Genomic DNA, 20,956 nt, shown 5'->3' on the forward strand with positions numbered 1-20,956 from the left:
TTATGAATTTAGCTCAGACGACCGTGGCACGCCTTGTATTTTTTACCGGAACCACACGGGCACGGATCGTTGCGGCCAACTTTACGATCGCCAGTCTGGGCCGCGATCGCTGCCGCAGCTTCGCTCTCGTCAGTCTGGTGGCTCAGCTGTTGCATCTGTGCCAGACGCTCAGCTTCTTCACGGCGCTGTTGTTCCATTGCTTCCACTTCTTCCGGCATGCGTACCTGAACTTTGCTCAGGGTGCTGATCACTTCATACTTCAGTGACTCCAGCATGGAGGCAAACATGGCGAAGGATTCACGCTTGTACTCCTGCTTCGGATCTTTCTGCGCGTAACCACGCAGGTGAATACCCTGACGCAGGTAGTCCATCGCCGCCAGGTGCTCTTTCCACAGGGAGTCCAGCGTTTGCAGCATCACGCCTTTTTCGAAGTGACGCATCATCTCAGCGCCAACGACTTCTTCCTTACGCTTGTATACGTCCAGCGCGGTTTCGAAAATACGTTCACGCAGGGTCTCTTCGTGCAGCTCAGGCTCTTTGTCCAGCCACTCTTTGATTGGCAGTTCGAGGTCGAAGTCGTTTTTCAGGCGTTCCTGCAGACCTTCGATATCCCACATTTCTTCCAGAGACTGCGGTGGAATATGCGCGTCGATAGTCGCTTTGAATACGTCTTCGCGAATGCTGTTGATGGTGTCGCTCACGTCGGACACGTCCAGCAGCTCGTTACGCTGGGTATAGATGGCACGACGCTGGTCGTTGGCCACATCATCATATTCCAGCAGCTGCTTACGAATATCGAAGTTGCGGCTTTCCACTTTACGCTGGGCGTTAGCAATCGCTTTGGTGACCCACGGGTGTTCAATGGCTTCGCCAGGTTTCATACCCAGTTTACGCATCATGCCGGAAACACGGTCGGAGGCGAAAATACGCATCAGCGCATCTTCCATAGACAGGTAGAAGCGGGAAGAACCGGCATCGCCCTGACGACCCGCACGGCCGCGCAGCTGGTTATCGATACGACGAGATTCGTGACGTTCGGTACCAATGATATGCAAACCACCGGATGCCAGCACCGCGTCATGGCGTACCTGCCAGTCCGCTTTAATCTGAGCAATCTGCTCCGGCGTTGGGTTTTCCAGCTCGGCAATCTCTGCCTGCCAGCTACCACCCAGCATAATGTCGGTACCACGACCCGCCATGTTGGTGGCGATTGTTACCGCTGCCGGGTAACCCGCCTGCGCAACGATATCCGCCTCTTTGGCGTGGAATTTGGCGTTAAGAACGTTGTGTTTGATGCCCGCTTTGGTCAACTCATTGGAAACCACTTCGGATTTCTCGATGGAGATTGTCCCCACCAGCACCGGCTGGCCATTAGCGGTACGATCGCGAATATCTTCAATGATCGCCTGAATTTTTTCCGCTTCGGTCATGTACACCAGGTCCGGCATATCCTTACGGATCATTGGACGGTTGGTTGGAACGACCACGGTATCCAGTTTGTAGATGGAGCTGAATTCAAATGCTTCGGTATCTGCAGTACCGGTCATCCCCGCCAGCTTCTCGTACAAACGGAAGTAGTTCTGGAAGGTAATAGAGGCCAGCGTCTGGTTTTCATTTTGAATATCAACGCCTTCTTTGGCCTCAACGGCCTGGTGCAGACCGTCAGACCAGCGACGTCCCTGCATGGTACGGCCAGTGTGCTCATCAACGATGATAACTTCACCGTCTTTCACGATGTAGTCGACATCGCGGGTGAACAGCGCGTGGGCACGCAGCGCGGCAGTGACGTGGTGCATCAGCATAATGTTCGTCGGAGAGTACAGAGACTCGCCCTCTTCCATGATGCCTTCAGCCACCAGCAGCTCTTCAATTTTCACCAGACCGCGTTCGGTCAGGTTCACCTGGCGCGCTTTTTCATCGACAGAGAAGTGGCCTTCACCCTGGAAGGTGTCGGAATCTTCTTTCTCCTGACGCAGCAGGTGCGGAATGATTTTATCGACTTTACGGTACATCTCGGAGCTGTCTTCGGCCGGGCCGGAGATGATCAGCGGGGTACGCGCTTCATCGATCAGGATGGAGTCCACCTCATCCACCAGCGCATAGTGCAGTTTACGCTGCACGCGCTCTTCAGGGCTAAACGCCATGTTGTCACGCAGGTAGTCGAAGCCGTATTCGTTGTTGGTACCGTAGGTGATATCCGCGTTATAGGCTTCACGTTTGGCGGGGGCCGGCAGACCGGACATGTTGATGCCAACGGTCATGCCCAGGAATTCGAACAGGGGACGGTTGTTTTCGGCATCACGCTGTGCCAGATAGTCGTTGACAGTAACGACGTGAACGCCTTTACCGGTCAGTGCGTTCAGGTAGGCGGGCAGCGTTGCGGTCAGGGTTTTACCTTCACCGGTACGCATTTCCGCGATGCAGCGCTCGTTAAGCACCATACCACCCAGCAGCTGAACGTCGAAGTGACGCATGCCAAACACACGTTTACTGGCCTCACGCACAACGGCGAAGGCTTCCGGGATCAGGCTTTCCAGCGTTTCGCCTTTTTCAAGACGCGCGCGGAATTCTACGGTTTTCGCTTTCAGCTCGTCATCAGAGAGCTTCTCCATCGCCGGTTCCATGCCATTGATGACGGTAACAGCTTTGCGCATACGGCGCAGGGTACGATCGTTACGACTACCAAAAACTTTTGTTAACAATTTGATTAGCATAATAAATTCTCAAACGCCCCAGGTTGGGCAGATAAATTAAGGTATTGAAAAAAGGTTAATTTAGCTGAGGCGTTGAGGCCCGGCGCGGATGCCGTGGGCCTGGCTAATCCATGTCGAAACGGAGAAGGTCGCAGGAGGAACGTTAGCGATTTGCGAGGTCTGACGCACCATGACGGGTGGTTGACTGTCCTGCGTAAGCAGCGCGTTAAGCGTGTCCAGCAGAGCAAGATGCTGCGCCTGTACCGGCAGCGTCTCTTCAGCAACAGGCAGTGCCTGCGGAGCCATCGCAAATGACAGATGGCGAATAACGGTACGGATCGCATGCTGGTGCCAGTAATCCACCGAGAAATTCGGGCGGCGATTGGCTTCAAGCCACGCCAGGTTAGTAAAATTAACCCGCGTGTTGAGATCGTGTTTGGTTGTGGAGGTCTTCGTCGGCGTCGCCGCTTCCGCACTGTTGCTGAGCGCAGGCAAGCCGAAACTCGCCGCGACCATCCCTAATAAGAGATGCGGCCAGAAGTAACGTCTGCCAAATTGTCGCCAGCGCGTCAGTATTCCGCTCACTTGCTCCACCACATTAAGCCAGCCTTCAACAGGCTGAATTCAATTATTCTTTTAAGCGCCCAGATATTACCACTAAAGCCAATACACAGCAGCAGGAATGACGTATTGCTGCGGGGAAAAACGGTCAAGAATGCAGCTAACGCACAGATTTTCTGCACCGGGCAAACGAGAAGTGACGCTGGGGCAAATAAATGAAGAAGGGTAAAAATAAAAACGACTGGTCTCCCTGGTCGGAGAGAGTACCAGGTTAACCAGTCGATTTTTTACGAAACGGCTTTAACCGTTACGCCAGTACCGTGTTCGGTGCTTTGAAGGCCAGCGGCAGCTCAGCTTCGTCTTCAAAGGTCACATATTCCCAGGCTTCCTGTTTTGCCAGGACTGCCTGCAACAGTTTGTTGTTCAGTGCATGACCGGATTTAAACGCGGTAAATGCACCAATGATGTTGTGACCACACATAAACAGGTCGCCGATAGCATCCAGCATTTTGTGACGAACGAATTCATCTTCAAAACGCAGACCATCTTCGTTCAGTACGCGATAATCGTCAACAACGATGGCACAATCGAAGCTGCCGCCCAGGCACAGGCCGCGGGACTGCAGATATTCGATATCACGCATGAAGCCAAACGTACGGGCACGGCTGATCTGGCGCATAAACGCATCAGCAGAGAAGTTCATCGCATAGCGTTGGGTGCTGGCATCAATCGCCGGATGGTTAAAATCGATGGTAAAGTCCAACGAGAAACCATTGTACGGTTTGAATTCAGCCCATTTGTCGCCATCTTCGACGCGAACGGTCTCTTTGATACGAACAAATTTTTTCGCGCAGTTCAGTTCTTCGATGCCGGCATCCAGCAACAGATAGACGAACGGAGCAGCACTACCATCCATGATCGGGATTTCTGGCGCATCGACTTCAACCATAATGTTGTCGATACCCAGACCCGCCAGGGCGGCGTTCAGGTGCTCTACGGTAGAAATCCGCACGTCATGCTCGTTCACCAGACAAGTACAGAGCATAGTATCACGCACAGATTTGGCATCGGCCGGAAAGTCTACCGGTGGATTCAAGTCGGTGCGACGATAGATGACCCCGGTATTGGCCGGCGCAGGGCGTAACGTCAGTGTGACTTTCTTGCCGGTATGTAAACCGACACCAGTCGCCTGAACGATACGTTTAAGTGTCCTTTGTTTGATCATCGTATAATCTCGCCAAATTAACTATCCAACCGAAAGTGTATATCACTGACGGTGGGCCAGTTTAGCACAAAGAGCGAAAATCCCCAAATTCCAGCCAATTCTTAGTCAGCTTGCTTGCGCAGGAACGCCGGGATATCCAGATAATCTGGCTCTTTCGCCGTTTGCGGAGTGGGGTCGTTAACCACTTTCGCGGCCGGTTTCTGCTCCTGAGTCAGAGGAGACATACCGTGCTGCTGGTAACGATCCATAACCGGCTGCTGAGTCTGTTTGTTGGTCACCAGGGTGATCTCAGGACGCTTGTCCATACCGATACCGGTAGCAACAACAGTAACACGCAGCTCGTCGTTCATTTCCGGGTCAAGGGAAGTACCGATTACCACGGTAGCGTTGTCAGAGGCGAACGCACGGATAGTGTTACCCACGGTTTCAAACTCATCCAGACGCAGGTCGAAGCCAGCGGTAATGTTGACCAGCACGCCGCGCGCACCAGACAGGTCGATATCTTCCAGCAGTGGAGAAGAGATAGCCATTTCAGCCGCTTCTTCTGCACGGTCTTCACCGCTTGCCACGCCAGAGCCCATCATCGCGTAGCCCATTTCGGACATCACGGTACGAACGTCTGCAAAGTCAACGTTCATCAGACCCGGACGGGTAATCAGTTCAGCGATACCCTGCACCGCGCCTTTCAGCACGTCGTTGGCTGCGCCAAAAGCGTCCAGCAGAGAGATACCGCGACCCAGAACTTTCAACAGTTTGTCGTTCGGAATGGTAATCAACGAGTCCACGTGCTTGGACAGTTCAGTGATACCCTGCTCCGCGAAAGCCATACGCTTCTTGCCTTCAAAGTTGAAAGGCTTGGTCACGACAGCAACGGTCAGGATACCTAAATCTTTCGCTACTTCAGCCACAACAGGTGCTGCGCCGGTACCCGTACCGCCACCCATACCCGCTGCGATAAAGACCATGTCCGCACCTTCCAGTGCAGCGCGCAGGGCCTCACGATCTTCTTCAGCCGCATTACGACCGACTTCCGGGTTAGCCCCAGCGCCCAGCCCTTTGGTGATGCCACCGCCGATCTGGATAGTCTGGCCTACAGCCGTCTTACGCAGTGCCTGTGCATCGGTGTTAACTGCAAAGAACTCAACACCTTCAATGCGTTCACGCACCATATGCTCTACGGCGTTACCGCCGCCGCCACCGACGCCGATGACTTTAATCACCGCGTCGTTGGTCAGTTCCATAGGTTCAAACATAATTTCTCTCTCCGTTGTGCCTGTCGCCCGAGACCGCTAATTCTCTCCGGTCTCTTAAAAAAATTAAAACTCTTTTCGCAACCAGTTGTTCAGTCGTTTGACCCACGACCCAACTGAGACGCGTTTTTCCACTTCTGCTTCACCACTGAGATGAGATTCTTTCCCGTAGTGGAGCAGGCCCACGGCCGTTGAATAGTACGGCTCCTGAGCATAATCCGTTAAACCGGTGATATTCAGCGGAGCACCGATACGCACTTGCGTATGGAACACGCGCTGAGCGCAGGCCGCAAGACCTTCAATTTGCGCTGCCCCGCCGGTTAATACAATCCCCGCTGCAAGATGATGTTTCACGCCCTGCTGGCGAAGCTGTTCCTGTAACTGCAAAATCTCTTCGTTGACCAGGTTAAGCAGCTCGGTATAACGCGGCTCAATGACCTCCGCCAACGTCTGGCGCTGCAGGCTGCGCGGTGGACGTCCGCCCACGCTCGGCACTTCAACGCTCTCATCTTTGCCAACGATAGACCCCAGCGCACAGCCGTGGCGTACTTTAATCGCTTCTGCATCACTCGGTGGCGTACCAAAAGCGTAAGCAATATCGCTGGTCACAACGTTCCCGGCATACGGGATCACTTTGGTGTGGCGCAGCGCACCGCCGGTATACACGGCCATGTCCATTGTACCACCACCAATATCGACCACACAGACACCCAGTTCACGTTCATCTTCGGTCAGCACGGAATAGCTCGCTGCAAGACCGGCGAAAATGAGTTGGTCAACTTTCAGGCCACAACGTTCAACGGCTTTTACAATGTTCTTCGCCATATCGTTGTGACATGTGATCAAGTGCACTTTTGCCTGCATACGTACGCCGGAAAGACCGACCGGGTTTTTGATCCCTTCCTGGTAGTCAATCGCATACTCCTGCGGGATCACGTGCAGCACGCGATGCTCATCGCGAACGCGCACGGATTTCGCCGTATGCACAACGTTTTCAACGTCTTCCTGCGTCACTTCTTCTTCGGAAATCGGCACCATGCCGATTTCGTTCTGGCAGCTAATGTGCTTACCCGAAAGCGCCAGATAAACAGAGGAAATCTGGCAATCTGCCATCAATTCAGCCTGATCGATGGCGCGCTGTACGCACTTCACCACCGACTCAAGATCGTTAACCCCACCTTTATCCATACCACGGGACGGGCAACTGCCCACGCCAATGATATTGACCATACCGTCGGGCAGAACTTCCCCTACTAAAGCGGCAACCTTCGCGGTGCCAATCTCCAGTCCAACTACCAGTTTTCTGTCCGTCGCCTTGATCATTGTTGTTCTGCCTGTACCTGTGCCTGATTCTGTTGCTGATTAGGTTCCTCGACCGGAGCCGGTTCCCAACCGACTGCTGCGCCTGAGTCATAGCGCAAATCAACGTAGCTTATCCGTTTGCCGTCAGTCTGTGCCTGCTGCTGTAAAACCGGGTAAAGTTCTACAAATCGCGCCAGACGTTTCATTGTGTCCCCGCGACCCAGGTTGAGCTTAATGCCGTTCGTTAACGTCAGTTGCCAGGAGCGGCGCGCCGTCATTGCAGCATCTTTTAGCGTAAACCTGTCCTTCGCCAGCACCTGCCCCATTTCACGAAAACCTTGTAACACTTCGTTTTCGCTACCTTCCGGGCCATACAACATCGGTAAATTTTGCTTGTTGACACGATCGGCCGGGACGCTGAAGGAATTTCCGTCTACGTCAACCATGTGCTGATCATTCCAACGCGCAATGGGCACATATTCAACCAGATGAATCTTCAATTCATCAGGCCATTGCTTTCTGACACTCGCCTGTTTTATCCATGGCAGACGTTCAATCTGACTCTGGATAATATTGACGTCCTGCGTCATAAAGGTGCCAGGCGATCCCAGCGCCAGAATTGTCTGGCGAATGTCATCGTTACGGGTGTAATGACGCTCACCGGTGACCACCAGCTTCGAAAGCGGCAACCGTTGCGCATCTTCCATCCAGCCCAGAACCATCCAGCCGCTGATAAACACGGTGCACAGCACCCCGAGCAGGAAAATAATACCTGCAAGACGCGTTCCATTACTCCGGCGTGAAGAAGAGTATTCTTCTTCGTCATCGCGGTTGCGCGTGTTCAATGCAGCCTGAGACATATCAGCCCGCCTGGTCCAGAATACGTACGACTAATTGCGAGAAGCTCATCCCCGCCTGACGCGCTGCCATCGGCACAAGGCTGTGGCTGGTCATTCCCGGAGAAGTATTTGCTTCCAGCAGATAAAATTGTCCATCACTGTCGAGCATCACGTCGATGCGGCCCCATCCACGGCAACCCAGAACATGCCAGGCTTTAACCACCAGGGACTGTAAATCGGTTTCACGCTCAGCTTCAAGACCACTTGGGCAGAAATATTGCGTCTCATCAGAGAGATACTTCGCCTCATAATCATAGAAGGTTCCGGCCGGTTGGATACGAATTGACGGTAAAATTTCTTCGCCAAGCATCGCGACGGTAAATTCCGGCCCGCTGAGCCATTTTTCAATCAGAACTTCTTCATCATGTTGAAATGCCAGGGCTAAAGCGGAAGATAAATCCTCAGCTTTCTCAACTTTGGACATGCCAACGCTCGACCCTTCGCGGCTGGGCTTTACAATAACCGGTAAGCCCAGCTCAGCAATGCGTGCATTAACGCTATCGGAGAGGCCCATTTCAAATTCGCGACGCGTCAGGGCAAACCAGGGAGCAACGGGTAAACCCGCGCCCTGCCACAGCAGTTTGCTGCGCAGTTTATCCATAGAAATGGCGGAGGCCATCACACCGCTGCCGGTGTACGGCATGCCGGTGAGTTCCAGCAGCCCCTGAAGGGTGCCGTCTTCGCCACCACGGCCATGTAACGCGATAAAGACTTTATCGAAGCCCATCGCCTTTAACTGGGTTACGTCAGTCTCTTTCGGATCGACCAGGTGCGCATCCACACCACCTTCACGCAGGCCCGCCAGTACAGCGGCACCTGAATTCAGGGAAACCTCGCGCTCGGCGGATGTGCCGCCAGACAGGACAGCAATCTTATCAGCCATGATGCTCATCCTCCTGAGTTTGCGGCTTCAGTTTGATTTCAGCTAAGGTACGGGCGATTTTGCCGATATTTCCCGCGCCCTGAATCAGAATTAAATCGTTGCCGGTCAGCACCGGGGCCAGAATTTCAGCCACCTGGGCAGGATCGGAAACCAAAATAGGGTCTACTTTACCGCGTCCGCGGATGGTACGACATAAAGAACGGCTGTCTGCACCAGGAATAGGAGTTTCGCCCGCTGCATAAACATCCAGCATCAGGAGCGTATCCACCTGTGACAGGACGCTGGCGAAATCGTCATACAGGTCACGGGTACGCGTGAAACGGTGCGGCTGGAAGATCATGACCAGATTTTTTTCTGGCCAGCCTGCACGCGCGGCTTTGATCGTCGCGTCCACTTCCGTCGGGTGGTGACCGTAGTCATCAACCAGCATGGCAGTACCGGGTTTACCGTTCACCGCCTCCAGCGGGTATTCACCGAGGAAGTCGAAGCGACGCCCGGTTCCCTGGAAGCTTTCCAGTGCACGAAGAATGGCTTCGTCATCAATGCCTTCTTCTGTCGCCACGGCCACTGCCGCTGCGGCATTCAGGGCGTTGTGACGCCCTGGTGCATTCAGGGTGACATGCAGCAGTTCTTTGTCCTGACGCGCCAGGGTGAAATGCCCCTGCGCACCCAGCTGTTTGTAATCTTCCACGCGGACATCAGCGTCTTCGCTGAAGCCGTAAGTCGTGATTTGACGTCCGACGCGCGGCAACAGCTCGCGAATCACCGGATCGTCTACACACATTACCGCGCGTCCATAGAACGGCAGGTTGTGCAGGAAATTAATAAAGGTCTGCTTTAAGTTCTCGAAGTCGCCCTGGTAAGTATCCATATGGTCGGCTTCGATATTGGTGACGATGGCGACCATCGGCTGCAGATGCAGGAACGACGCATCGCTCTCATCCGCTTCGGCAATTAAATAACGGCTGTGTCCGAGACGCGCATGCACGCCTGCCGCTTTTACCAGACCACCATTGACGAACGTCGGGTCGAGGCCCGCTTCTGCATAAATGCTGGAGACCATCGCCGTGGTGGTGGTTTTGCCGTGGGTTCCGGCAATCGCAATGCCATGTCGAAAACGCATCAACTCCGCCAGCATTTCCGCACGGCGGATCACCGGAATACGCGCTTCGTGCGCGGCCACGATTTCCGGGTTATCAGAGGAGATGGCGCTCGACACGACCACCACGCTCGCATCGCGCACGTTTTCCGGGCGATGATTGAAATAGATAGTCGCCCCAAGCGACGCCAGCTGCTGCGTAACAGGGTTTGGCGCCAGGTCAGACCCGCTGATCTGATAGCCTTCGTTAGCTAACACTTCGGCAATACCGCCCATGCCAGCACCACCGATGCCAACAAAGTGAATGTGCCGGACGCGACGCATCTCGGGCACGATAGAACGCAGTTTTGCCAGTTGTTGTGTATTCATTCTCTAAACGCCATCGACTACTTAAAAAATTCGTGCAGCGCAACACGCGCTGCGAGGGTTAAGCCTGGGCTGCCAGGCTCACTTCTTTTGCCACCCGTTCCGTTGCATCAGGAATAGCGGTCGCGCGTGCGCGTTGCGCCATCTCCAGTAATGCCTCTCTGTTCCAGCCCGCCAGGGTGGTGGCGACCGCATCGGCGGTAAATTGTGGCTGTTCAAATATTTTCGCGGCGCCGGCTTTCTCAAGCGGCAACGCATTCCAGTACTGCTGTCTGTCTTTGTGCTGGAACGGCACAAACAGAGCCGGCAACCCGGCGGCGGCAATTTCGCTCACCGTCAATGCGCCAGAGCGGCAGACCACGACATCGGCCCAGGCATACGCTGCGGCCATGTCGTCGATAAATTCCGTCACTTTATGCTGCGGCTGGCCTTCATCGGCGTAAGCCTGCTCAACCATCTGTTGAGCACCTTTTCCGCTTTGGTGCCAGATTGTCACCGCATCACCCAGCTTTGCTGCAACCTGCGGCATCGTCTGGTTTAAAATGCGTGCGCCCTGAGAGCCGCCAACGACCAGCACACGGACCGGCCCTTCACGACCAGGCAGGCGCGCATCCGGTAATGGCAGCGCCAGCACGTCTACGCGCACCGGGTTACCCACCACGTCCGCCTTCGGGAAGGCTCCCGGGAAAGCCTGCATCACTTTGGTGGCAATTTTCGCCAGCCATTTATTGGTCAGACCGGCAATGCCGTTCTGCTCATGCAGCACCACGGGGATGCCCAATGACCAGGCCGCCAGCCCACCCGGGCCAGAAACATAGCCGCCCATCCCCAGCACCACATCAGGCTTAAAACGCTTCATGATGGCGCGCGCCTGACGCCAGGCGTTGAAAATACGCACCGGTGCCAGAAGCTGGGCCTTAATGCCTTTTCCGCGTAAGCCGGAAATGCGAATAAAGTCGATCTCGATACCGTGCTTCGGTACCAGGTCGGCTTCCATGCGATCCGCGGTTCCCAGCCAGCGTACCTGCCAGCCCTGATCCATTAAATGGTGCGCAACTGCGAGCCCCGGGAACACATGTCCACCGGTACCGCCTGCCATCACCATTAACCGCTTCGGTTGATTCATCGTGAACCTCGTGTAAACGCCTGGGCTTTTTCCAGACGCGTTTCATAATCTATGCGTAACAACATCATGATGGCCGTCGACATAATCAGCAGACTGGAACCACCATAACTGATCAACGGCAACGTCAGGCCTTTGGTCGGCAGCATACCCGCTGCGGCCCCGACGTTAACCAATGCCTGGAAACTAAACCAGATACCTATTGAGCAGGCTAAGAAACCTGAAAAACGGTGATCGATCTCCAGCGCTTTCCGCCCAATCGACATGGCGCGGAAAGCGACGAAGAATACCATTAATAGCGCTAATACCACACCGATATAACCCAGTTCTTCCCCAATAATGGAGAAGATGAAGTCAGTGTGCGCTTCGGGTAAATACTCCAGTTTCTGTACCGAGTTGCCCAGGCCCTGACCCCAGACTTCACCGCGACCAAAAGCCATCAGCGACTGCGTCAGCTGATAACCGCTGCCAAACGGGTCTTCCCACGGGTTCCAGAATGAGGTCACACGGCGGATACGGTAAGGCTCGGCGAGGATCAGCAGCACAACCGCTGAGATACCCATTCCGATGATGGCGATGAACTGCCACAGCTTCGCCCCGGCCAGGAACAGCATTGCCAGCGTGGTGACAAACAGCACGACCACGGTACCAAGGTCAGGCTGCGCCAGCAGTAAGACCGCCAGCACCAGAATAACGCCCATGGGTTTTAAGAAGCCGCGCAGGTTATTACGCACTTCATCCACTTTACGTACCAGGTAGTTAGCCAGGTAGCAGAACAGGGAGAGCTTGGTAAATTCCGCGGGCTGAATACGCAGTGGGCCAAAGGCAATCCAGCGCGATGCCCCGTTTACGGAGCTCCCCACTACCAGCACGATCAGCAGCATAATGATGGAGGCGATCAGCATCGCGGTACTGTGCCGCTGCCAGAACTCCATCGGCAGACGTAATGTCACCAGCGCCAGACAGAACGCCAGGATGATGTACAGGCCATCACGTTTCGCAAACAGGAATGGATCGTTCGCCAGCCGCTGCCCGACAGGCATTGACGCCGAGGTCACCATGATAAAACCAACCGCCGCCAGTCCCAGCGTGAGCCAGAAGAGCGTACGGTCGTACATGACCAGGCTGTCGTTATCTTTTTGACGAGAGCCCATCACCCAGCCTTTGAGTGCCGCAAACACCCACGCCAGAACGCCAAATCCTGGCAGGCGCGGCATTTTCAGGCGAGGGAGAGATAAACGCATCAGCCTAACTCCTTCGCCAGACGGGTAAAGAGATCGCCACGCTGTTCGAAATTCTTGAATTGATCGAGGCTGGCGCAGGCCGGGGAGAGCAGGACCATATCACCCGGCTTCACGCGAGGGGCAATCAGCCGCATCGCCTGCTCCATGGTCTCGGTTTGCTCGGCAATGTCAGGACGCAGCTCAGCCAGCTCACTGCCGTCGCGACCAAAGCAGTACAAGCGGATATTATTCCCGGCGAGATACGGTTTCAGCGTGGAGAAATCCGCCGATTTACCGTCGCCGCCGAGCAGTAAATGCAGGGTACCTTCAACGTGCAGACCGTTCAGGGCGGCCTCGGTACTGCCGACGTTGGTGGCTTTTGAGTCATTAATCCAGCGCACACCGTTGTGCTCCAGCGCCAGCTGAAAACGGTGCGCCAGGCCGTTAAAGGTGGTCAATGCTTGCAGGCTGGACGAACGCGGCAGCCCTACGGCATCCGCCAGCGCCAGCGCCGCCAGAGCATTGGTGTAGTTATGCTGCCCGGTAAGCTTCATCTCTTTCACGTTCAGCACTTTCTCACCCTTCACGCGCAGCCAGGTTTCGCCCAGTTGACGGTTAAGATGATAGTCACCCATGGTAATGCCAAAGCTAATACAGCGATCGTCCGCCCCGCGCACCGGCATGGTCAGGGCGTCATCCGCGTTGACGACGCAGACCTTCGCATTTTCATAAATGCGCAGTTTGGCGGCGCGGTACTGCTGTAGACCAAACGGATAGCGATCCATATGATCTTCAGTAACGTTAAGGATAGTCGCCGCGGCCGCACGAAGGCTGGAGGTCGTTTCCAGCTGGAAGCTGGAAAGCTCGAGGACGTACAATTCACAGCCTTTATCCAGCAGCATTAGCGCTGGCAGGCCAATATTGCCTCCCACACCCACGTTCATGCCCGCCGCTTTCGCCATCTCACCCACAAGGGTGGTGACGGTGCTTTTACCGTTAGAGCCGGTAATCGCGATAACGGGTGCCTGCGCTTCACGGCAGAACAACTCAATATCACCGACAATCTCAACGCCCGCATCGGCCGCGGCGCTGAGTGAAGGATGTGCCAGCGCCATACCGGGGCTGGCGACAATCAGATCGGCTGCCAGCAGCCAGTCATCATTCAGACCACCAAGGTGGCGTTCAACCTGTTCCGGCAGTTTATCCAGACCCGGCGGAGAAACACGCGTATCCATTACGCGAGGCGTCACGCCGCGCGCGAGGAAAAAGTCCACGCAGGAGAGGCCTGTCAGCCCCAACCCGATGATAACGACTTTTTTGCCCTGGTAATCTGCCATGATTAACGTACCTTCAGCGTTGCCAGGCCAATCAGCACCAGCATCAGCGAAATAATCCAGAAGCGCACAATCACGCGCGGTTCCGGCCAGCCTTTCAGTTCATAGTGATGGTGAATCGGTGCCATACGGAAGATGCGCTGACCGCGCAGCTTGAAGGACCCGACCTGCAAAATCACTGAAAGGGTTTCAACCACAAACACCCCACCCATAATCACCAGCAGGAACTCCTGGCGCAGCAGCACGGCAATAATGCCCAGCGCGCCGCCCAGAGCCAGTGAACCGACGTCACCCATAAAGACCTGCGCCGGGTAGGTGTTGAACCACAGGAAGCCCAGTCCAGCCCCGACAATCGCCGTACAGACGATAACCAGTTCGCCTGCGTGTCGCAGGTATGGAATGTGCAAATAGTTAGCAAAGTTCATGTTACCGGTGGCCCACGCCACCAGCGCAAAACCGGCGGCGACGAAGACGGTTGGCATAATCGCCAGGCCATCCAGACCGTCGGTCAGGTTTACGGCGTTACCGGTGCCCACGATGACGAAGTAGGCCAGCAGAATGTAGAACAGCCCCAGTTGCGGCATCACGTCTTTAAAGAACGGCACCACCAGCTCGGTGGCGGGGGTGTCTTTTCCTGCCAGATACAGCGCGAAGGCCACGCCCAGCGCAATCACCGACATCCAGAAGTATTTCCAGCGGGCGATCAGGCCCTTGGTGTCTTTACGCACGACCTTGCGGTAATCATCAACAAACCCAATGATGCCGTAGCCCACCAGCACGGTAAGTACGCACCAGACGTACGGGTTAGAGGGATAAGCCCACAGCAGTACGGAAACAACGATCGCGGTCAGGATCATGATCCCGCCCATGGTCGGCGTACCCCGCTTGCTGAAGTGCGACTCCGGACCGTCGTTACGCACAATCTGACCGAAGGAGAGTTTTTGCAGACGGGCAATCATGCGCGGGCCCATCCACAAAGAGATGAACAGCGCAGTCAGCAGGCTGACAATGGCGCGAAACGTCAGATAGGAAAAGACGTTAAAGCCTGAATAATATTTGACCAAATGTTCGGCCAGCCAAACTAACATGTCCCGTTCTCCTGTAATGCGTGCACAACCTCTTCCATGGCGGCACTACGTGAACCTTTCACTAACACAGTCACAATTTGTTTTTCTGTCATCAATGCCTTAAGGCGTTCAATCAGCGCGGCTTTATCGGCAAAGTGCTCGCCAACACCGCTGGCATGGCTAATCGCCTGGCTCAGTTTTCCGGCGCTCAGCACGCAATCAATACCTGCCGCTTTCGCCGCGTCCCCCACCTGGACATGGCAGGCTTCGCTTTCATCACCCAGCTCAGCCATATCGCCCACCACCAACACGCGATAACCTGGCATCTCAGACAACACCTGCACCGCCGCGGTCATTGAGCCGACGTTCGCGTTATAGGAGTCATCCAGAAGCAGTTTGTTTTCCGCAAGCTGGATCGGGAACAGACGCCCCGGCACGGCGTTTAAATTTGCCAGACCGGTTTTAATCGCCTGATGCGACGCACCAACCGCCATCGACAGCGCCGCTGCCGCGAGCGCATTGGCGATATTATGACGACCCGGCAATGGCAGAAGCACCTCAATGCCCCCGGTTGGGGTATTAAGGGTGAATTCCGTGCCATGCGAAGTCACATGAATATTGGTCGCGGTAAAATCACTGTTGGCCGCGTTCGGCGAGAAGCGCCAGGTCTTGCGGGAACCAATGATCTGTTGCCAGTTCAGCCAGTCATTGTTGTCGGCATTCATAATGGCGATACCGTCTTCCGGCAGGCCGGTATAGATCTCGCCTTTAGCTTTCGCCACGCCTTCCAGCGAACCAAAACCTTCCAGATGTGCAGCGGCCAGGTTATTCACCAGCGCTGCTTCCGGGCGCGTCAGTCTCACGGTCCAGGCGATTTCGCCCTGGTGGTTTGCCCCTAACTCGATCACGGCAAATTCATGCTCTTTGGTCAGGCGAAGTAATGTCATCGGCACGCCGATATCATTGTTAAGGTTGCCTGCTGTATAAAGCGTATTTCCGCACTGGCTCAGGATGGCCGCAGTCATCTCTTTCACAGAGGTTTTGCCTGATGAACCGGTCAGCGCGACGACGCGCGTCGGCACCTGCTGACGAACCCAGGCCGCCAGCTCGCCGAATGCCAGACGGGTATCTTTCACCACGATCTGCGGCAGATCGACCGCGAGTTTACGGCTGACCAGCAGCGCCCCTGCACCATTCTCCCTGGCCTGTTGTGCAAAATCATGCGCGTCAAAACGTTCGCCCTTCAGCGCCACAAACAGACAACCCGGGGTCACTTTGCGGGTATCGGTCGTCACGGCCTCGATGGTCAGATCGTGACCCAGCAGCTCGCCCTGCAGTACCGCAGCGGCCTGACTTAAGGTGAGGCTAATCATGCCACGCCCCCCAGCAGACGCGCGGCCGTGACGCGATCCGAATAATCGAGACGACGGTTGCCAACAATCTGATAATCCTCATGGCCTTTCCCGGCCAGCAGCACAACGTCGTTTTCCTGAGCCTGCATGATGGCGTTGGTCACGGCTTCCGCACGGCCTTCCACCACGCGGGCGCGGCCTGCATCCAGCATGCCCGACAGAATGTCGTTAATAATGGCGCGCGGCTCTTCAGTACGCGGGTTGTCATCGGTTACAACCGGAATATCCGCGAACTGTTCAGCAATGGCACCCATCAGTGGACGTTTGCCCTTATCACGGTCGCCACCGCAGCCAAACACACACCAGAGCTTACCGGTACAGTGCAGACGCGCCGCTTCCAGCGCTTTTTCCAGTGCGTCCGGCGTGTGGGCATAATCGACCACCACGGTCGGTTTGCCCGGCGCGCTGAACACTTCCATACGGCCACATACCGGCTGCAAACGCTCAGCCGTTTCCAGCAGCGCGTTCATCGGATAACCCAGCGCCAGCAGCGTCGCCAGCGCCAGCAGCAGGTTGCTGACGTTAAACGCGCCCATCAGACGGCTTTCAATTTCACCGTCACCCCATGAGGAGGTAAAACGAATGGTGGCGCCACTGTCGTGATAATCCACCGCAACCGCCTTCAGCCAGCGGCCGTGGCAGTTCGGGTTGATATGGTCTTCCATCGACACCGCAACCGCATCCGGCAGCTTCGCCAGCCAGCGGCGACCGACTTCGTCGTCAGCGTTGATGATGGCCTGTCCGCTATGGTGGGTGGAGTAGAGCAGCCATTTCGCCGCTTCGTAATGCTCCATATCACCATGATAATCAAGGTGATCACGGCTCAGGTTAGTGAATACTGAGGCGGCAAACTTCAGCGCCGCCACGCGGTGCTGCACCAGACCGTGGGAAGAGACTTCCATCGCGGCAAAGGTTGCCCCCTGCCCTGCCAGGCCGGCCAGCACATGCTGTACGTCGACTGCGGAGCCGGTGGTGTTTTCGGTCGGGCTCACTTTGCCCAACAGACCGTTACCGACAGTTCCCATGACCGCACCGGTTTCACCCAGCAGCTGCGCCCACTGCGCCATGAGCTGCGTGGTTGTGGTTTTGCCGTTTGTACCTGTCACGCCCACCAGACGCAGCCGATCGGACGGTTCGTGATAGAAACGTCCGGCCAGCGCAGAGAGACGCTCGTTTAACTGACTGAGATAGATGACCGGCACCCCGTGCATTTCACGGATTTCACCGTCAGTTGCCTCATCTTTAGCCTCAGCAATAATGGCAGCAACACCTTGCGCAATCGCCTGCGGGATATAACGACGCCCGTCCGCCTGATGACCGACCACCGCCACAAAAAGATCGCCAGAAGCAGCCGCACGGCTGTCCAGTACCATCTCTCGCAGTGCTCGCTCCGGTGCATTAGGCACCCACGGAGCGAGAAGGTCGCGCAAATTACGATCTGCCACCTGTACCCTCGCCTTGATTAATTACAAATTCACTTTTCTCGCCCGTTGCCAGCGCATCCGGTTCGATGTTCATGGTGCGCAACACGCCGCCCATGATGGCCCCGAACACAGGCGCGGAAACGGCGCCGCCGTAGTATTTACCCGCCTGTGGATCGTTAATGACGACCACCAGCGCAAAACGCGGATTACTGGCAGGCGCAACGCCTGCGGTATAGGCAATGTATTTGTTGATGTAACGGCCGTCTGGCCCCACTTTTTTCGCGGTACCGGTTTTGATGGCGATGCGATAGCCTTTGATCGCCGCCTTCACGCCGCCGCCGCCAGGCAGCGCCACGCTTTCCATCATATGAACGACGGTACGAACGATGGATTCCGGGAAGATACGCTCACCCGGAACCGGTGGATCAACTTTGGTAATGGACAGCGGACGATAGACGCCATAGCTGCCAATCGTTGCGTAGACTCGCGCTAACTGTAACGGCGTTACCATTAGCCCGTAGCCGAAAGAGAAGGTGGCCCTCTCTATGTCAGACCACCGTTGTTTTTGAGGATATAAGCCACTGCGTTCTCCGACCAACCCCAAATTGGTCGCCTTTCCAAGCCCAAAACGTGAGTAAGTCTCTACTAACGCTGAGGACGGCATCGCTAACGCCAGCTTTGAAACGCCAACGTTACTCGACTTCTGTAAAACCCCGGTCAGGGTCAATTCGCTGTAGCGCGCCACGTCTTTAATCTCGTGGCCGTTAATACGGTAAGGGATCGTGTTCAGAACCGTGTTTTCATTGACGATGCCACGCTGGAGCGCCGTCATGACCACCATCGGTTTCACCGTGGAGCCCGGTTCGAACACGTCGGTAATCGCCCGGTTACGCATCGCATCTTTTGCGGTGCCGGTAAAGTTGTTCGGGTTATAGGACGGGCTGTTGGCCATCGCCAGCACTTCGCCCGTACTGACGTCCACCAGCACGGCGCTGCCGGATTCCGCCTTGTTGAAGGCGACGGCGTTGTTCAGCTCGCGGTAGACCAATGCCTGCAGACGCTCATCAATACTCAGCGCCAGGTTGTGTGCCGCCTGACTGTCCGTGGAAGAGATATCTTCGATAACCCGGCCGTAGCGGTCTTTACGAACAATTCGCTCGCCAGGCTGACCGGTGAGCCACTTATCGAAGCTTTTTTCAACGCCCTCAATCCCCTGGCTATCAACGTTGGTAAAGCCAATGAGGTGAGCGGTTACTTCGCCGGAAGGATAGTAGCGGCGGGATTCTTCACGAAGGTGAATACCCGGCAGCTTCAGCTTACGAATGTAGTCCGCCATGTCAGGGTTGACCTGACGCGCCAGATAGATAAAACGCCCTTTTGGATTGGCGTTGACGCGGGAAGCGAGCTGATCCAGCGGCATTTTCAGGGCATCCGAGAGCGCCTTCCAGCGGTTATCAAGCGTAATGCCACCCGCATCGTGCAGCTCTTTCGGATCGGCCCAGATGGCTTTAACCGGTACGCTCACGGCCAGTGGACGGCCTGAGCGGTCGGTGATCATCCCGCGGGACGTCGACACTTCCTGAACGCGAAGGGAACGCATGTCGCCCTGTCGAACCAGCATGTCAGGGGCGATGATTTGCAACCACGCCACGCGTCCCAGCAGGAAACCCAACGCCAGTAAAATGCAGCCGCAAAGCAACGCAAAACGCCAACTGATAAAGTTGGCCTGTTCTTCCTGACGTTTTGGTTTAAGCGTTTTTGCCGCTGCTCTCATGCGTCGCGTTTTCCCTTATTTTTGTACTACAATATTTTCCTGAGAAGGATCAACATGCTGCAATTGCAGCTTTTCCGTTGCGATCCGTTCAACCCGGCTGTGATCGCCGAGCGCATTTTCTTCAAGGATCAGGTTTCGCCATTCAATATCCAGCGCATCGCGTTCCAGTACCATCTGCTCGCGTTGCGCAGTTAATAAGCGTGTGTGGTGGGCAGTCGTGACCACCGTGACGGCCGTGACAATGATGCAAATGAACAGACAGAGTGGCAGTTTCCCAAACCGCAAAAGATCGTCGCCGATCACGCCAGGCAAGGCATGGCGCTCGTTGCTTCCTAACGAATCCTTAACTTTGCTTAGGGTCTCTGTCACTCTGCCGATCATGCGTTCGTCCTCTCTGCAACACGCAGCACTGAACTACGGGCGCGTGGATTCTGTGCCACTTCTTCTTCGCCCGGCATCAACTTGCCTAATGCTCGCAACTGACGGCCACCCAGCTTCCTGAGTTGTTCTTCCGTCATCGGCAGCCCCGCTGGAACCTGTGGACCGCGGCTTTGTTCACGCATAAAGCGCTTCACAATGCGGTCTTCCAGCGAATGGAAGCTGATGATGGATAACCGCCCACCCGGGGCCAACACGTCGAGCGAGCTTTTTAGCGCCAGCTCTATTTCCTCCAGTTCACTGTTTACCCAGATGCGAACCGCCTGGAAGGTACGGGTCGCGGGATGTTTGTGCTTATCCTTCACCGGCGTCGCCGCCGCGATCACCTCGGCCAGCTCTTTCGTGCGGGTCATCGGCTCAATGCGATTACGCTCAACGATGGCGCGCGCGATACGCTTGCCAAAACGCTCCTCGCCGAAGGTTTTGATCACCCAGGCAATATCCGCTTCGTCCGCGGTCTGTAACCACTCGGCGGCAGACTGACCGCGAGTAGGATCCATGCGCATGTCCAGTGGACCATCGCGCATAAAGGAGAAGCCGCGTTCAGCATCATCAAGCTGGGGTGAAGAGACGCCAAGATCGAGAAGGATTCCGTCGATCTTGCCCGTCAGGCCGCGCTCGGCAACATAATCAGCAAGCGCAGAGAAAGGTCCATGCACGATGGAAAAGCGTGGGTCATCGATGGTTTGCGCAACGGCAATCGCCTGCGGATCGCGATCGATTGCCAGCAGACGCCCTTCCGCTCCAAGCTGGGAGAGGATTAAGCGCGAGTGGCCACCGCGACCAAAAGTGCCATCAATGTAGATGCCGTCCGGACGAATATTCAGGCCGTTAACGGCCTCATCCAGCAGCACCGTTTTATGTTTGTAATTTTCCATCATAT

General features: G+C 55.6%; 17 protein-coding genes. All 17 read right to left on the reverse strand.

The features are described 5' to 3' along the window. Positions 1-8: 8 nt before the first annotated feature. A complete protein-coding gene (gene secA / locus QE396_RS13100) occupies positions 9-2,714 on the reverse strand; it encodes a preprotein translocase subunit SecA (protein ID WP_014168636.1) in 2,706 nt (901 codons plus the stop codon). Between the two features lie 60 nt (positions 2,715-2,774). Then, positions 2,775-3,278, reverse strand: a complete 504-nt coding sequence (secM, locus tag QE396_RS13105; protein ID WP_165569255.1) for a secA translation cis-regulator SecM — start codon at positions 3,276-3,278, stop codon at positions 2,775-2,777. A 283-nt stretch (positions 3,279-3,561) separates the two neighbouring features. Then, positions 3,562-4,479, reverse strand: coding sequence for a UDP-3-O-acyl-N-acetylglucosamine deacetylase (gene lpxC / locus QE396_RS13110; protein WP_014168633.1), 918 nt, complete (start codon positions 4,477-4,479; stop codon positions 3,562-3,564). A gap of 101 nt (positions 4,480-4,580) precedes the next feature. Next, positions 4,581-5,732, reverse strand: coding sequence for a cell division protein FtsZ (gene ftsZ / locus QE396_RS13115; protein WP_008501978.1), 1,152 nt, complete (start codon positions 5,730-5,732; stop codon positions 4,581-4,583). A 63-nt stretch (positions 5,733-5,795) separates the two neighbouring features. Beyond that, a complete protein-coding gene (gene ftsA, locus QE396_RS13120) occupies positions 5,796-7,052 on the reverse strand; it encodes a cell division protein FtsA (protein WP_006173845.1) in 1,257 nt (418 codons plus the stop codon). Continuing rightward, positions 7,049-7,891 carry a cell division protein FtsQ gene (ftsQ, locus tag QE396_RS13125; protein ID WP_014168632.1) on the reverse strand — a complete coding sequence of 281 codons (843 nt, stop codon included), beginning with the start codon at positions 7,889-7,891 and terminating at the stop codon, positions 7,049-7,051. The genes ftsA and ftsQ overlap by 4 nt, the downstream gene beginning before the upstream one ends. 1 nt (position 7,892) lies before the next feature. Continuing rightward, a complete protein-coding gene (locus QE396_RS13130) occupies positions 7,893-8,813 on the reverse strand; it encodes a D-alanine--D-alanine ligase (RefSeq protein ID WP_244047673.1) in 921 nt (306 codons plus the stop codon). Next, complete coding sequence (gene murC, locus QE396_RS13135) at positions 8,806-10,281, reverse strand: UDP-N-acetylmuramate--L-alanine ligase (protein ID WP_014168630.1); 1,476 nt, start codon at positions 10,279-10,281, stop codon at positions 8,806-8,808. Before murC ends, QE396_RS13130 begins: the two co-directional genes overlap by 8 nt. A 58-nt stretch (positions 10,282-10,339) precedes the next feature. Continuing rightward, positions 10,340-11,404 carry an undecaprenyldiphospho-muramoylpentapeptide beta-N-acetylglucosaminyltransferase gene (gene murG / locus QE396_RS13140; RefSeq protein ID WP_020882577.1) on the reverse strand — a complete coding sequence of 355 codons (1,065 nt, stop codon included), beginning with the start codon at positions 11,402-11,404 and terminating at the stop codon, positions 10,340-10,342. Next, positions 11,401-12,645, reverse strand: coding sequence for a cell division protein FtsW (ftsW, locus tag QE396_RS13145; protein ID WP_014168628.1), 1,245 nt, complete (start codon positions 12,643-12,645; stop codon positions 11,401-11,403). The genes murG and ftsW overlap by 4 nt, the downstream gene beginning before the upstream one ends. Further along, positions 12,645-13,961 (reverse strand): UDP-N-acetylmuramoyl-L-alanine--D-glutamate ligase, encoded by a 1,317-nt coding sequence (murD, locus tag QE396_RS13150; protein WP_020882576.1) that lies wholly within the window; start codon positions 13,959-13,961, stop codon positions 12,645-12,647. The genes ftsW and murD overlap by 1 nt, the downstream gene beginning before the upstream one ends. Before the next feature lie 2 nt (positions 13,962-13,963). Beyond that, complete coding sequence (mraY, locus tag QE396_RS13155) at positions 13,964-15,046, reverse strand: phospho-N-acetylmuramoyl-pentapeptide-transferase (RefSeq protein ID WP_020882575.1); 1,083 nt, start codon at positions 15,044-15,046, stop codon at positions 13,964-13,966. Next, a complete protein-coding gene (murF, locus tag QE396_RS13160; RefSeq protein WP_020882574.1) occupies positions 15,040-16,398 on the reverse strand; it encodes a UDP-N-acetylmuramoyl-tripeptide--D-alanyl-D-alanine ligase in 1,359 nt (452 codons plus the stop codon). Before murF ends, mraY begins: the two co-directional genes overlap by 7 nt. Next, on the reverse strand, positions 16,395-17,882 hold the full coding sequence (murE, locus tag QE396_RS13165) for a UDP-N-acetylmuramoyl-L-alanyl-D-glutamate--2,6-diaminopimelate ligase (RefSeq protein ID WP_020882573.1): 1,488 nt from the start codon (positions 17,880-17,882) through the stop codon (positions 16,395-16,397). The genes murF and murE overlap by 4 nt, the downstream gene beginning before the upstream one ends. Then, positions 17,869-19,635, reverse strand: coding sequence for a peptidoglycan glycosyltransferase FtsI (locus QE396_RS13170; RefSeq protein WP_014168624.1), 1,767 nt, complete (start codon positions 19,633-19,635; stop codon positions 17,869-17,871). Before QE396_RS13170 ends, murE begins: the two co-directional genes overlap by 14 nt. Before the next feature lie 15 nt (positions 19,636-19,650). Next, positions 19,651-20,016: a cell division protein FtsL gene (gene ftsL, locus QE396_RS13175; protein ID WP_008501989.1), complete on the reverse strand. Its 366-nt coding sequence runs from the start codon at positions 20,014-20,016 to the stop codon at positions 19,651-19,653. Continuing rightward, the gene (gene rsmH / locus QE396_RS13180; RefSeq protein WP_014168623.1) at positions 20,013-20,954 is read right to left on the reverse strand and encodes a 16S rRNA (cytosine(1402)-N(4))-methyltransferase RsmH; all 942 of its coding nucleotides are present in this window, start codon (positions 20,952-20,954) and stop codon (positions 20,013-20,015) included. Before rsmH ends, ftsL begins: the two co-directional genes overlap by 4 nt. Between the last annotated feature and the right edge of the window lie 2 nt (positions 20,955-20,956).

The organism is Enterobacter sp. SORGH_AS_0287 (genome assembly GCF_031453695.1).
GTDB classification, from domain to species: domain Bacteria; phylum Pseudomonadota; class Gammaproteobacteria; order Enterobacterales; family Enterobacteriaceae; genus Enterobacter; species Enterobacter ludwigii.

Excerpts from the sequence above, each read along its gene's own strand:
- secA (WP_014168636.1), bottom strand. The coding sequence starts at position 2,714 with ATGCTAATCAAATTGTTAACAAAAGTTTTTGGTAGTCGTAACGATCGT.
- lpxC (WP_014168633.1), bottom strand. The coding sequence starts at position 4,479 with ATGATCAAACAAAGGACACTTAAACGTATCGTTCAGGCGACTGGTGTC.
- ftsZ (WP_008501978.1), bottom strand. The coding sequence starts at position 5,732 with ATGTTTGAACCTATGGAACTGACCAACGACGCGGTGATTAAAGTCATC.
- ftsA (WP_006173845.1), bottom strand. The coding sequence starts at position 7,052 with ATGATCAAGGCGACGGACAGAAAACTGGTAGTTGGACTGGAGATTGGC.
- ftsQ (WP_014168632.1), bottom strand. The coding sequence starts at position 7,891 with ATGTCTCAGGCTGCATTGAACACGCGCAACCGCGATGACGAAGAAGAA.
- QE396_RS13130 (WP_244047673.1), bottom strand. The coding sequence starts at position 8,813 with ATGGCTGATAAGATTGCTGTCCTGTCTGGCGGCACATCCGCCGAGCGC.
- murC (WP_014168630.1), bottom strand. The coding sequence starts at position 10,281 with ATGAATACACAACAACTGGCAAAACTGCGTTCTATCGTGCCCGAGATG.
- murG (WP_020882577.1), bottom strand. The coding sequence starts at position 11,404 with ATGAATCAACCGAAGCGGTTAATGGTGATGGCAGGCGGTACCGGTGGA.
- ftsW (WP_014168628.1), bottom strand. The coding sequence starts at position 12,645 with ATGCGTTTATCTCTCCCTCGCCTGAAAATGCCGCGCCTGCCAGGATTT.
- murD (WP_020882576.1), bottom strand. The coding sequence starts at position 13,961 with ATGGCAGATTACCAGGGCAAAAAAGTCGTTATCATCGGGTTGGGGCTG.
- mraY (WP_020882575.1), bottom strand. The coding sequence starts at position 15,046 with ATGTTAGTTTGGCTGGCCGAACATTTGGTCAAATATTATTCAGGCTTT.
- murF (WP_020882574.1), bottom strand. The coding sequence starts at position 16,398 with ATGATTAGCCTCACCTTAAGTCAGGCCGCTGCGGTACTGCAGGGCGAG.
- QE396_RS13170 (WP_014168624.1), bottom strand. The coding sequence starts at position 19,635 with ATGAGAGCAGCGGCAAAAACGCTTAAACCAAAACGTCAGGAAGAACAG.
- ftsL (WP_008501989.1), bottom strand. The coding sequence starts at position 20,016 with ATGATCGGCAGAGTGACAGAGACCCTAAGCAAAGTTAAGGATTCGTTA.
- rsmH (WP_014168623.1), bottom strand. The coding sequence starts at position 20,954 with ATGATGGAAAATTACAAACATAAAACGGTGCTGCTGGATGAGGCCGTT.